Genomic DNA, 12,173 nt, shown 5'->3' with positions numbered 1-12,173 from the left:
CCCGTGCACCCGATGTCGGCGGCGGCGCCTACTGTGGCGGACGTGACCCACCGTCTCAACGCCCTCGATCGCGGCGACGGCGTCCCGCTCGTCGCTCTGCACGGATTCCCCGTCGACCATGAGCTGATGAGCGGATGCCTCGAGCCCGTGCTGTCCGCCCGGGGCGGCATCCGCCGCCTGTATCCCGACCTGCCGGGGCTCGGCCGCTCACCCGGCGACGGCGTCTCGAGCACCGACGACGTGCTCGCGCGCGTCGAGGAGTTCCTCGACGAGGCGATCGGCGATGCGCCGTTCCTTCTCGTCGGTGAGTCCTTCGGCGGATATCTCGCGCGGGCGATCGCGAACCGGAGGCGCGACCGAGTGCTCGGCCTGGCGCTCATCTGCCCGATGGGCACCGCGGTCGAGTCGCACGATCGACGCGTACCGCCGCTGGAGGTCCGCCGGTCCGACCCTGAGCTCGTCGCCGGCCTCGACCCGGCCGAGGCGGCGGACTTCACCGAGATCGCGGTCGTCCAGTCGCCCGAGACCTGGCGCCGGTTCCGCGCCGAGATCGCCCCGGGACTCTCGCGCGCCGACCAGGCAGCGGTGGCGCGCATCCGGTCGGCGTATGCGCTGACGAGCCCGCCCGAGTCGGACGGGCCACTCCTCGCGCCGACACTGATCGTGACGGGCCGCCAAGACAACGTGACGGGCTACCTCGACCAGTGGGACCTCCTCGAGCACTACCCGCACGCGAGTTTCGCCGTGCTCGACGTCGCGGGTCACAACCTGCAGATCGAACGGCCGACGCTGCTCGACGCGTTGCTCGTCGACTGGCTCGACCGCGTCGACGGCGAGTCGCGCACGTGATCGCTCAGCCGCCGAGCCGGGCGCGGAAGCAGCGGGTCACGTAGGGCACCGCGAGCTCAGCGGCGCCGGCGACGTCGGGATGAGTGGCGAGCAGCATCTCGATCGCCGCGATCGTCGACTGCTGTTCGGCCTCGCCGGCGGTGATGAAGGCCGACCGCGAGCGGACGAGGTCCAGGAACCGCGCGCGCGTCATCGTCTCGACCCACTCGACCTGATGCTCCTCGATGGCCCCGAACGGCGGGCCGATGCGGACGTACGATTCGAACGTGACGCTCGCGTCGTGCCGCTCGTGCATGAGCTCACCGGCCTCGTGCAGCCACCCCGCGCGGGTGTCGCGGCTGTTCCAGACCAGTCCGAGCACTCCGCCGGGTTTCAGCACCCTCGCGATCTCCGCGACGGCACGGTCGGCCTCGAACCAATGCCACGCCTGCCCGGCGACGACGGCGTCGACCGAGTCGTCCTCGATCGGGATGTCCTCGGCCACGCCGAGGATGCGGGGCACGCCGGGGACGCGCACCTCCAGCTCCTCGAGCATCTCCTCGACGGGGTCGACGGCGATCACCTCGCGGTCGAGGGAGACGAGCGCCTCGGTGAGCTTGCCCGTGCCCGCGCCGAGGTCGAGCACGCGCTCGGCATCGCCGATGAGCCACGCGACCGCCTCGGCCGGGTACCCCGGCCGGGCCGTCTGGTAGACGGATGCCGCGAGGCCGAACGATCTCGCCGACCGCCGGGTCGCCGGGTCGGCGGGGTCGGTGACGAGCGATGGGTCGGATGCCTCGGCCATTTCGGCCTCCCTTCCGGGCGGGTCCTCGCGCCCATTCCACGCCCGCGGCGAGGCATCCGTCAACCGTCGGCGGCACGTGGCACGATGCGGGACATGCCAGTGGACTTCACCGCGATCGACTTCGAGACCGCCAATTCGTCCGGAGCGTCCGCGTGTTCGGTGGGACTGGTGAAGGTGCGCGACGGGCGCGTCGTCGACCGGGCGTACCACCTGCTGCGGCCGCCGTTCCCGCACGACGAGTTCTCGGAGTGGAACGTGCGGATCCACGGCATCACGCCCGACATGGTGACGGATGCCGCGACGTGGGCCGAGCTCATGCCGTCCTTCCGCGCGTTCGCCGGCGACGACTGGCTGGTCGCGCACAATGCGGGCTTCGACATGGGCGTCATCCAGAAGACGTGCGAGGCGTTCGCGATCGACGTCCCCGATCACGCCTACCTCTGCAGCCTGCAGGTGGCGCGGAAGACCTACCATCTCGACTCGTACCGGCTGCCGTCGGCGGCGATGGCCGCCGGCTTCGAGGACTTCTCGCACCACAACGCGCTCGATGACGCACTCGCCTGCGCGGCGATCGTGGTGCACGCGGCGAAGCGCCACGAGGTCGACGATCTCGACCGGCTGGCCCGCCGCACCGCCGTGCGCCCCGGCGCCCTCGGCGTCGCGGCCTCCCGCCGGAGAGCCGCGGTGCACGGGCCTATGGCGCTGCAGTAGTCGACGGGGTTCGCCCGCGCCGCGCCGGTTCCGCGCGGATGTCGGCGGCGGCTGCGACACTCGTCGGCATGGAGATCCTGCTGCTCGTCATCGGCCTCGTCGTCGGCGGCGCCCTGGGCGCCCTCGCGACCTGGTTCGTCGCCTCGCGCCGCGCGACCGAGGCCGGCTCGGCGATGCCGCCGGCCGAAGACCCGGCGCTCGTCGAGGCGCGGCACCACGCCGAGCTCGCCGGCGTCCACGCCGCGCACGCGGCGGAGCAGGCGCGCATCCGCGCCGAGGAGCAGCAGGTGCAGGCCGAGCTGCGCGCGGAGCTCGCTGCGCTCGACGCCACGACGGCCGGGCTCCGCGAGCAGATCGAGTCCGCCAGGCAGCAGTACCGCGAGATCGTCGAGCGGCAGCGGGCCGAACAGCAGGAGCGCGAGGCGCGCGAGGCGGCGGAGAGCAAGGTGCTGCAAGCCCTCGCCCCCGTCAAGCAGACGCTCACCGAGATGCAGTCCAAGGTGACCGCCCTCGAGACGCAGCGCCATCAGCAGCACGGCGAGCTCAGCCAGCAGCTGAAGATCGCCGCCGAGAACGAGGAGCGCCTGCGCTCGACGGCTGAGTCGCTGGCCTCTGCGCTCCGGTCGAACAGCACGCGCGGAGTGTGGGGCGAGACGCAGCTGCGAAGCGTCGTCGAGGCGGCCGGGCTCATCGAGCGCGTCGACTTCGACACGCAGCGGTCGATCACGACCGACGCCGGCGCAGGCCGGCCCGACATGGTCATCCATCTGCCGGGCGGCAAGCACATCGCCGTCGACGCGAAGGTGCCGTTCAACGCCTACCTCGAAGCCAGCCAGATCGCCGCCACGGCGACCGGCGCCGACGGTGCGCGCCGCGAAACCCTCATGAAGCAGCACGTCAAGGCCGTGCGCGACCACATCACCGCCCTCGGCGGAAAGACCTACTGGGAGGGCCTCGGCGCCTCGCCCGAGATGGTCATCGCCTTCATCCCGAGCGAGTCGCTCATCTCGAGCGCCCTCGAGGCCGACCCGTCGCTGCTCGAGTTCGCGTTCGCGAAGCGTGTCGCGCTCGCTTCGCCGGTCACGCTCTGGTCGGTGCTGAAGACCGTCGCGTTCAGCTGGCAGCAGGACGTGCTCACCAAGGAGGCGCAGACTCTCTTCGACCTCAGCCGCGAGCTCTACTCGCGCCTGGCCACGACCGCCGGCCAGATCGAAAAGCTGGGCCGCACGATCGAGCGCACCGTGAAGGACTACAACACCTTCGTCGGCTCGCTCGAGTCGCGCGTGCTGCCGACCGCCCGCAAGCTCAAGGCGCTCGACGAGACGAAGGTGCTCGCCACCCTCGAGGGCATCGAAGAGAGCCCGCGCGAACTGGCGGCGTACGAGTTCACGGCCGCCGCCGCCTCGGCGGGCGAGCTCGAGGCTGAGGCCGACCTCGAGGTCGAGGTCGATGTGGAAGCCGAGATCGTCGTGCACCACGACACGCTGATCGCCGACATCGACCCCGAGATCCGCTCGATCTGAGCGCCGCTCGAGCGCGCCCGGCCTCGGGCCCCGACGCGGGCCGGCTTCGGCTGCGGCCTGCGCCGCGCTGCGCCTCCGCGCGGCGAACTGCTACTCCTGGATGACGCTCAGCACATTTCCCGCCGGATCCTTGAACCAGCAGATGTCGGGGCCCATACCCGACTTCGACCCCCAGTTGATCCCGCGCTCATCCGTGCCGAACGCGAAGCCCTCGGTGTAGATCTTCGTCACCACGCCCGCGGCGTTCAGGTCGTCGACCGTCTGCGAGATGTCACCCACCATGAAGTTCAGGATGGTGAACGACGCGGGTTCGTGATCGTCCTTCGGGTACACGAACACGGACTGCCCAGACGGCAACGTCAGCCGAAGCCCGCCCATCTCATCGGCGACCCCGAGTCCCAGCACCTCGCGGTAGAACCGCCGTGCGGCCTTCACGTCGTTCACGCTGAACCCGGGGAACGCGTCGCGGATCTCCACCATTGCGGACTCCCCTCATCCGGTGGCGTCAGCCTTCCACGTGCCGGCCCCGGCCGCCACCCTCAGCGTTCGGGTGCCTCGGGCTGCCGTTCCTCGCCCGGCACCCCGGGCTGCCGCTCGTCGGCCGGCGCCTCGAATCCTGCGGCGGCCTCCGGCCCGGTCACGATCGTCGGATCCGGCGGCGCCGCATCGAGCGGGTGCGCGAGTTCGTCCCGGCCGAGCCGGGCGAACGCGAGCGTCGCCAGCGCGAGGAACGGCGGGACGAGCCCGGCGATGAGGAACGCCGGTGCGAGCCCGATCGCCTCGCCCACGGGGCCGGCCACCGCCATCGAGATCGGCATCAGCGCGAGCGAGACGAAGAAGTCGAGGCTCGAGACGCGGCCGAGCATCGCCGGAGGCACTCGGCGCTGCAGCAGGGTGCCCCACACGACCTGCGCCCCATCGAACAGCACGCCGACGATGAAGACGGCGACCACCATGACCCAGAGCCACGACGTGAAGCCGATGATCGCGAGCGGCACGCAGCCGACCCCCCACGCGAGGATCATGAGCGTGAGGTAGCGCCGCGGAAGCGGCAGCGAGGCCACGGCCAGCGAGCCGACCGCGCCGCCGAGCCCGAACGCGGCGAGCACGAGCGCGAAGGCGCCGGCGCCGCCACCCGTCTGATCCTTCACCGCGAACGGGAGGAGCACCTCGATCGGGCCCATGATGAGGAACACCAGCACGATCGAGAACACCAGGGTCGCGAACAGCCACCGGGTGCGTACGAGGTACGCGAACCCGTCGCGGAAATCGCCCACCACCTGACGGAACGGGTGCGCGTCCGTGACCTCGAAGTCGCGGCGGACGGCGGTCGTCCGCATCAGGGCAAGCACGCCGGCCGCAGCGGCCTGCAGCACCGCCACGACGGCGAACGCGAGCCACGGCGCTTGCACCGCGATGAGCGCGCTCGCGAGTGCGGGGCCCGCCGCTTGCATGACGGCCGGTCGCAGCACCCCCTCGATGCCGTTCGCCGCGAGGAGGTGGTCGGCTGGCAGCAGCGACGGCAGCCACGCCGAGTACGCCGGGTAGAAGAACCCGTCGGCGACGCCGAGGACGAACGAGATCGCAGCGATGTGCCACACCTCGACGATGCCTGTGCCGGCGAGGAGCGCCGCGACCGCGAACGCGCCGCCGCGGACGAGTTCGACGACGAACAGGATCCGCCGCTGCGGGATGCGATCGGCTGCGACACCGCCGACGAGCACAGCGGCGACGAGCCCGAGGGCCGACCCCGTCGCGACGAGGGAGAGGTCGATCGGCGAGCCGCCGAGCTCGACGACCTGCCAGACCGCGGCGACCAGCCAGGCGCCCGACGACAGCAGCGATGCGGCGAGCGCGGCGACGAGCAGGCGGTACTGCCCGGAGCCGAACGGTCGGAGGGCGCGCGGGAGACGCTCGGCGCGAGTCATCCGCTCATCATCGCGGATGCCGCCCACGCCGTCGACCACGACCGCGCGACGAGGGCTGGGTCAGCGGTCGCCCTCGTCGAGCCACTTCTCGACGAGGTGGTCGGCGACGATGCGGCGGATCGTGCCGGAGCGGCCTCGGAGCACGATGGACTCCGTGCGGATGACGGGCCCCTTCTTCCGCACGCCGTCGACGAGCTCGCCGTCGGTGACACCGGTGGCGACGAAGAAGGTGTTGTCGCTGCGCACCAGGTCGTCGAGCTCGTACACGCGGTCGCAGTCGAGCCCCGCCGCCTCGCCGCGGGCGCGCTCGGCGTCGTCCTTCGGGGCGAGCCGGCCCTGCATGAAGCCCCCGAGCGCTTTGATCGCGCACGCGGTCGTGATGCCCTCGGGGCTGCCGCCGATGCCGACGCACATGTCGATGCGGGACTCGTACCGGGCGGCGTTGATGCCGCCCGCGACGTCGCCGTCGCTGATCAGCCGGGTGCCCGCCCCGGCCTCGCGGATGTCGGCGATGAGCTGTTCGTGCCGAGGCCGGTTGAGCACGGCGACGCGGAGCTCGCCGACCTGCTTGCCCTTCGCCGCGGCGAGCGCGCGGAGGTTCTCGCCGATCGGCTTGCGGATGTCGACGACGCCCTTGCCCGAGGCATCCGTCACGATCTTGTCCATGTAGAAGACGCTCGACGCGTCGAGCATGGTGCCGCGGTCGGCGACGGCGATCACCGAGAGGGCGTTCTGCCGCCCGGCTGCGGTGAGCGAGGTGCCGTCGATCGGGTCGACGGCGATGTCGCACGCGGGTCCGCGCCCGTTGCCGACCCGCTCGCCGTTGAAGAGCATCGGCGCCTCGTCCTTCTCGCCCTCGCCGATCACGACGACGCCGTCGAAGTTCACGGTGCCGAGGAAGGCACGCATCGCGTCGACGGCGGCGCCGTCGGCTCCGATCTTGTCGCCCCGCCCGATCCATGGGTAGGCGCGGATCGAGGCGGCTTCGGTCGCGCGCACGAGCTCGAGGGCGATGTTGCGGTCGGGGTGCAGGTAGAGGCTGTCGTCGGTGCTCACCTTCGAGGTCCTTCCGGGGCCGGTCGGCGGGGTCTCCCACCGATTCGAGCCTAGCCGCGGGGCCTTCACCGGAGCCCGCCTGAGGCCCGCACGTCCGTGCAAGATCGGGCGTTCTTAACCGTCGGGAAAGTCGATGGTCACCGCGTCGGCGGGCCGAGCCGACGTCCAGGCCGCGACGCGGATGCCTCGCCCGCGACGGGTCGCACCGGTCAACGGGACCCCGACGTCGGCCTGGGTGACCGCGGCGACGAACACCGTCTCCTCGCCGGGGCTCGCGGCGCAGAGGTCGTCGAGGCCGAGCACCCGATCGGGCGCGATCCCAGCCGAGAGGATCCGCCCTGCCTCGGCCTCCGACTGCGGGGCGGGCCGGACCCGCAGGTCGCCGCCGAGCGAGCGCACGGCGACCGCCGTAAGCACGCCCTCCGGCGCGCCGCCGATGCCGGCGACGATGTCGATGCCGTGACCGGGCCGGGCCGCCCGGAACGTCCGCTCGACGTCGCCGTGTTCGAACAGCTCGACGCGAGCGCCCGCCCCGGCGGCGGCGTCCGCGTAGGCCCGGTTCCGCGGCCGGTCCTGCACCGCGACGACCACCTGCCCGGCATCGACCTGGCGAGCCGCCGCGATCCGGTGCACCAGCCACGGCAGACGTTCGAGGAGCGGCGCGGGGCCGTCGCCCGAGGCATCCGCCTGACGTGCTGCGGGCAGCCACGTCGCGAGCTTCTCGAGGTAGTGCGCCGCGGCGAGGTCGGCGAGTGCGCCGCGCGGCGCGACCGCCACCACGACGAGCGCTCCGGAACGGCCCGCCGCGGCCAGGCGCGTCCCGTCGACCGGATCGATCGCGAGGTCGAACGCCGGCGCATCGGGACCGCCGCGACCCAGCCGCTCCCCCGGCGCGAGCATGGGCGCGCCGTCCTTCTCCCCCTCGCCCACGACGACGCGCGCCGACATCGGCAGGTCGTCGAGCCCTGCGCGGAGCGCCGCGACGGCCGCCCCGTCGACCGCGTCGCCGTCGCCGGCGCCGACGAGCGGGAGCGCGGTGCGCGCCGCGGCCGCGCAGGCGTGGAGGAAGCCGTCGGCGAGTCGCTCGTGCATGCCTCCATCCTCGCGCCGCTACGGGCGACGGGCCGCACCGAGGCCCCCGGGCCGCGCGCCGGCCACCGGTTCCGGCCGATTCGAGGCGGGCTCGCGACTGGCTAGACTCGTGCGCGAACCCACCTCGTCTTCGAAGGAGCGTCCATGCCCATCGCCACCCCCGAGCAGTACGCCGAGATGCTCGACACCGCGAAGTCGAAGGGCTTCGCGTTCCCGGCGTTCAACGTCTCCTCGTCGCAGACCCTCAACGCGGTGCTGCAGGGCCTCACCGAGGCGGGCTCCGACGGCATCATCCAGGTCACCACAGGCGGCGCCGACTACTTCGCCGGCCACACCGTGAAGGCCCGCGCCACCGGTGCGCTCGCCTTCGCCCGCTTCGCGCACGAGGTCGCGAAGTCGTACCCGATCACGGTCGCGCTGCACACCGACCACTGCCCGAAGCCGGCCCTCGCGGACTTCGTCTTCCCGCTCCTCGAGGCGTCGGAGGAGGCCGTGAAGGCCGGCGGCAACCCGATCTTCCAGTCGCACATGTGGGACGGCTCGGCCGTGCCGCTCGACGAGAACCTGGAGATCGCCAAGGAGATCCTGCCCCGGATGAAGGCGATCAACGCGATCCTCGAGGTCGAGATCGGCGTCGTCGGCGGCGAGGAGGACGGCGTCAAGCACGAGGGCTCGAACGAGGCGCTCTACACCACCCTCGAGGACGCGATCTCGACCGTCGAGGCGCTCGGCCTCGGCGAGCAGGGCCGGTACATGGCCGCCCTCACCTTCGGCAACGTGCACGGCGTCTACGCGCCGGGCAACGTCAAGCTCCGCCCGTCGCTGCTCAAGGAGATCCAGGACGGCCTCGCCGCCAAGTACGGCACCGGCCCGAAGCCCCTCGACCTCGTCTTCCACGGCGGCTCCGGCTCGACCGACGCGGAGATCGCCGAGGCGGTCGCCAACGGCGTCGTGAAGATGAACATCGACACCGACACCCAGTACGCCTTTACGCGTTCGATCGCGGGCTACATGTTCGCCAACTACGACGGCGTGCTGAAGGTCGACGGCGGCGTCGGCAACAAGAAGCAGTACGACCCGCGCGCGTGGGGCAAGGTCGCCGAGTCGGCGATGGCGGCGCGCGTCGGCGAGTCCACCCGTCAGCTCGGCTCCGCCGGGCAGTCGATCACGGCGTAAGGCACCGGATGTCGCAGGACGAGGCCGCTCGAACGCCCGACGCATCCGCCGACGGGACGCCTCCCGGCGGAGGACCGGCCGACGAGCGGCCCCGTCCGCGCTACGGCGAGTACGCCCCTCCCGGCTGGAGCTGGCAGCCGCCCGCCGAGCGCGAGTCCGCGGCTGAGCCCGCGACACCGCCGACGGCGGCGCCCGCAGCCTCCGGCTTCCCCGACGGCGCACCGGCGGCGCATCCCGTCGACCGAGGCTGGACCATCGCGCTGCTCGTCTTCGGCGCGCTCGGGGCGCTGTACAACGCGTTCTCGCTGCTCGTGCTGCCGCAGAGCGTGCTCGAATCGGCGCGCCTGTCCGCGGCCGTGCTCGGCACCGAGCCGCCGGCATCGTTCACCCCGGGCCCCGTGGTGCCCGTCGCGATCGGCCTCGGCGTCGCGCTGCAGCTCGGGCTGTGGCTGGGCGCCCTGCTGTGGTCTCGGGCGCGGATGCGCCAGGGGCGGCTCGCCTGGTGGGTGCCGGTGCTCGCCGGGGTGGCGGCCTTCATCGTCGTGCTCGTCGTCGGCATGGTGGTCTTCGCGAGCGATCCCGAGTTCTACCGGACGCTCAGCTCGGTGCCGACCCCCGCGCCGTGAGCGGGGCGATCACGCGCGCTCGGCGCGGCTGACCCCGCTCAGGCGTTCGCGGCGCGCGTGCGACCGCCGAGGGCCCGCTCGTCGCGGTTGCCCGCGAGGTCGCGGCGGAGCTCCTTCGGCAGGGAGAACATGAGGTCCTCCTCGGCCGTCTTCACCTCGGCGACGTCGGCGTACCCCGCGTCGGCCAGCTCGAGCAGCACCTCCTGCACCAGCCCCTCGGGCACGGACGCCCCGCTCGTGACGCCGATGGTCTCGACGCCCTCGAGCCACTCCTGCTTGATCTCCGATGAGAAGTCGACGCGGTAGGCCGCCTTCGCGCCGTACTCCAGCGCGACCTCGACGAGCCGCACGCTGTTCGAGGAGTTCGCCGAGCCGACGACGATCACGAGATCGGCGTCCTGCGCGACCTTCTTGATTGCGACCTGGCGGTTCTGCGTGGCGTAGCAGATGTCGTCGGACGGCGGGTCCTGCAGATTCGGGAACCGCTCGCGCAGACGCCGGACCGTCTCCATCGTCTCATCGACCGACAGCGTCGTCTGCGAGAGCCACACCACCTTGTCGGGGTCGCGGACCTCGATGTTCGGAACGTCGTCGGGACTGTTCACGAGCGTGACGTGGTCGGGCGCCTCGCCCGCCGTGCCCTCGACCTCTTCGTGGCCCTCGTGACCGATCAGGAGGATCTCGAAGTCGTCGCGCGCGAAGCGGACCGCCTCGCGGTGCACTTTCGTCACCAGCGGGCACGTCGCGTCGATGGCGTGCAGGCCCCGATCGGCCGCGGCGTTCACGACCGCGGGCGAGACGCCGTGGGCGCTGAAGACCACGTGCGCACCCTCCGGCACCTCGTCGACCTCGTCGACGAAGACGGCGCCCTGCTTCTCGAGCTCGGTGACGACGTGGATGTTGTGCACGATCTGCTTGCGCACGTACACCGGGGCGCCGTAGTGCTCGATGGCCTTCTCCACGGCGACGACCGCCCGATCGACGCCCGCGCAGTAGCCGCGGGGCGCCGCGAGCAGCACGCGCTTGCGTCCGGGGACGGGGATATCCTTGAGCCGGCCTCGCACGCTCGGGATCCTCGGCATGCCGAGGCCGATCCGCGGGGCTTCCGTCGTGCTCGTCACGGTGCCCATCCTACGCGGCGGCAGATGACGAGCGGCTGGGAGCGACCGTTGGCCCAAGGCCCCACCACGCGCGAGACGCCGTGGCCCGTGTCGGTGCTCTCGGGCAAGCTCAAGGAGTACGTCGACCGGCTCGGCACCGTCTGGGTCGAGGGCGAGCTCACCCAGTGGGGCGTGTCGGCGGGAAACGTGTACGGCAAGCTCAAAGACTGCGACGTCGACGCCACGGTGTCGTTCACGATCTGGTCGTCGGTGCGCGCGCGACTCACCGAGCAGTTCAAGCAGGGCGACCGTGTCGTCGCACTCGTGAAGCCCAGCTGGTGGGTCAAGGGCGGCTCGCTCACGATGCAGGTCTACGACCTCCGCCACGTGGGCCTCGGCGATCTGCTCGAACGACTCGAGCGGCTGCGCGCCCAGCTCGCGGCCGAAGGCCTGTTCGCGCTCGACCGCAAGCGCCCGCTGCCCTTCCTCCCCCGCGTGATCGGGCTCGTGACCGGTCGCGACTCCGACGCCGAGCAGGACGTGCTCCGCAACGCCCGCCTGCGGTGGCCGGCCGTGGAGTTCCGCACCGTGTACGCGGCCGTCCAGGGCGATCGCACGGTGCCCGAGGTCGTGCGCGCCATCGAGCGTCTGGATGCCGACCCCGAGGTGGAGGTCATCATCGTGGCGCGCGGCGGCGGCGACTTCCAGAACCTCCTCGGCTTCAGCGATGAACGCGTCGTGCGGGCCGCGGCCGCGGCATCCACCCCGATCGTGTCGGCGATCGGCCACGAGGCCGACCGGCCGCTCCTCGACGAGGTCGCCGACCTGCGTGCCTCCACGCCGACCGATGCGGCCAAGCGCGTGGTGCCCGATGTGACGGAGGAGCTCGCGCGCGTCGAGCACGCTCGCGCGCGGCTCGGCATGCGCCTGTCGGCCATCCTCACGCGCGAGACCGATCGCATCGCCCACCTCCGGTCGCGGCCCTCGCTCGCCACGCCCGACTGGATCATCGACCGGCGCGCCGAGGAGCTCACCCGGTGGGTCGCCCGCGGCACCGACCTCGTGGAGCGCCAGCTCGAGCGCCAGCAGGCGCGCGTGAGCGCGCTCCGCACGCACCTCCGGGCGCTGTCGCCGCAGGCGACGCTCGACCGCGGGTACGCGATCGCGCAGGGCGCCGACGGCCGGGTGCTCCGGGAGGCGTCGGATGCCCCGGCCGGCGAGGCCCTCACCCTGACGCTCGCCGGCGGCACGCTCGCGGCGGTGTCCGAGGGGGAGGCATCCGATCACCGCCCCGCGGCGGCGGAGGCCGTCGGCGGCGCCGAATAGAA

At 72.3% G+C, this 12,173-nt stretch carries 11 protein-coding genes and 1 pseudogene; 6 read left to right on the top strand and 6 right to left on the bottom strand.

What is annotated here, in order from left to right:
- Positions 1-42: 42 nt before the first annotated feature.
- Positions 43-849 carry an alpha/beta hydrolase gene (locus ABIQ69_RS05935; RefSeq protein ID WP_350349454.1) on the top strand — a complete coding sequence of 269 codons (807 nt, stop codon included), beginning with the start codon at positions 43-45 and terminating at the stop codon, positions 847-849.
- 4 nt (positions 850-853) lie between these two features.
- Here the strand turns inward: ABIQ69_RS05935 and ABIQ69_RS05930 are convergent, their stop codons facing one another.
- The gene (locus tag ABIQ69_RS05930; RefSeq protein ID WP_350349453.1) at positions 854-1,633 is read right to left on the bottom strand and encodes a class I SAM-dependent methyltransferase; all 780 of its coding nucleotides are present in this window, start codon (positions 1,631-1,633) and stop codon (positions 854-856) included.
- 93 nt (positions 1,634-1,726) lie between these two features.
- Between ABIQ69_RS05930 and ABIQ69_RS05925 the strand changes: the two genes are divergently transcribed.
- Entirely contained in the window at positions 1,727-2,344 is a 618-nt protein-coding gene (locus ABIQ69_RS05925; RefSeq protein WP_350349452.1) for a 3'-5' exonuclease, read from the top strand.
- A 68-nt stretch (positions 2,345-2,412) separates the two neighbouring features.
- Positions 2,413-3,867 (top strand): DNA recombination protein RmuC, encoded by a 1,455-nt coding sequence (gene rmuC, locus ABIQ69_RS05920; protein ID WP_350349451.1) that lies wholly within the window; start codon positions 2,413-2,415, stop codon positions 3,865-3,867.
- A 90-nt stretch (positions 3,868-3,957) separates the two neighbouring features.
- On the opposite strand, the gene ABIQ69_RS05915 is transcribed toward rmuC, so the two are convergent.
- The 4 genes from ABIQ69_RS05915 to ABIQ69_RS05900 form a co-directional block, all read right to left on the bottom strand.
- On the bottom strand, positions 3,958-4,347 hold the full coding sequence (locus ABIQ69_RS05915; RefSeq protein WP_350349450.1) for a VOC family protein: 390 nt from the start codon (positions 4,345-4,347) through the stop codon (positions 3,958-3,960).
- Positions 4,348-4,406: 59 nt separating this feature from the next.
- Positions 4,407-5,795, bottom strand: coding sequence for an MFS transporter (locus ABIQ69_RS05910; protein WP_350349449.1), 1,389 nt, complete (start codon positions 5,793-5,795; stop codon positions 4,407-4,409).
- A gap of 60 nt (positions 5,796-5,855) precedes the next feature.
- Positions 5,856-6,851, bottom strand: a complete 996-nt coding sequence (gene glpX, locus ABIQ69_RS05905) for a class II fructose-bisphosphatase (RefSeq protein WP_350349448.1) — start codon at positions 6,849-6,851, stop codon at positions 5,856-5,858.
- A 114-nt stretch (positions 6,852-6,965) separates the two neighbouring features.
- Positions 6,966-7,943, bottom strand: coding sequence for a fructose-bisphosphatase class II (locus ABIQ69_RS05900; RefSeq protein WP_350349447.1), 978 nt, complete (start codon positions 7,941-7,943; stop codon positions 6,966-6,968).
- A 141-nt stretch (positions 7,944-8,084) separates the two neighbouring features.
- Between ABIQ69_RS05900 and fbaA the strand changes: the two are divergent.
- Positions 8,085-9,119, top strand: a pseudogene (gene fbaA / locus ABIQ69_RS05895) (class II fructose-bisphosphate aldolase); the annotation flags it as partial.
- 8 nt (positions 9,120-9,127) lie between these two features.
- On the top strand, positions 9,128-9,745 hold the full coding sequence (locus tag ABIQ69_RS05890) for a DUF6264 family protein (protein ID WP_350349446.1): 618 nt from the start codon (positions 9,128-9,130) through the stop codon (positions 9,743-9,745).
- Between the two features lie 38 nt (positions 9,746-9,783).
- Here the strand turns inward: ABIQ69_RS05890 and ABIQ69_RS05885 are convergent, their stop codons facing one another.
- Positions 9,784-10,827: a 4-hydroxy-3-methylbut-2-enyl diphosphate reductase gene (locus tag ABIQ69_RS05885; RefSeq protein ID WP_350349968.1), complete on the bottom strand. Its 1,044-nt coding sequence runs from the start codon at positions 10,825-10,827 to the stop codon at positions 9,784-9,786.
- An 87-nt stretch (positions 10,828-10,914) separates the two neighbouring features.
- On the opposite strand from ABIQ69_RS05885, the gene xseA reads away from it, so the two are divergent.
- A complete protein-coding gene (gene xseA / locus ABIQ69_RS05880; RefSeq protein WP_350349445.1) occupies positions 10,915-12,171 on the top strand; it encodes an exodeoxyribonuclease VII large subunit in 1,257 nt (418 codons plus the stop codon).
- Positions 12,172-12,173 lie beyond the last annotated feature (2 nt).

It is taken from the genome of Agromyces sp. G08B096, from assembly GCF_040267705.1.
Classification (GTDB): Bacteria; Actinomycetota; Actinomycetes; order Actinomycetales; family Microbacteriaceae; genus Agromyces.
This window is presented reverse-complemented; position numbering and strand designations above follow the sequence as displayed.

Excerpts from the sequence above, each read along its gene's own strand:
- ABIQ69_RS05930 (WP_350349453.1), bottom strand. The coding sequence starts at position 1,633 with ATGGCCGAGGCATCCGACCCATCGCTCGTCACCGACCCCGCCGACCCG.
- rmuC (WP_350349451.1), top strand. The coding sequence starts at position 2,413 with ATGGAGATCCTGCTGCTCGTCATCGGCCTCGTCGTCGGCGGCGCCCTG.
- ABIQ69_RS05910 (WP_350349449.1), bottom strand. The coding sequence starts at position 5,795 with ATGACTCGCGCCGAGCGTCTCCCGCGCGCCCTCCGACCGTTCGGCTCC.
- ABIQ69_RS05900 (WP_350349447.1), bottom strand. The coding sequence starts at position 7,943 with ATGCACGAGCGACTCGCCGACGGCTTCCTCCACGCCTGCGCGGCCGCG.
- ABIQ69_RS05925 (WP_350349452.1), top strand. The coding sequence starts at position 1,727 with ATGCCAGTGGACTTCACCGCGATCGACTTCGAGACCGCCAATTCGTCC.
- ABIQ69_RS05885 (WP_350349968.1), bottom strand. The coding sequence starts at position 10,827 with ATGCCGAGGATCCCGAGCGTGCGAGGCCGGCTCAAGGATATCCCCGTC.
- ABIQ69_RS05915 (WP_350349450.1), bottom strand. The coding sequence starts at position 4,347 with ATGGTGGAGATCCGCGACGCGTTCCCCGGGTTCAGCGTGAACGACGTG.
- ABIQ69_RS05890 (WP_350349446.1), top strand. The coding sequence starts at position 9,128 with ATGTCGCAGGACGAGGCCGCTCGAACGCCCGACGCATCCGCCGACGGG.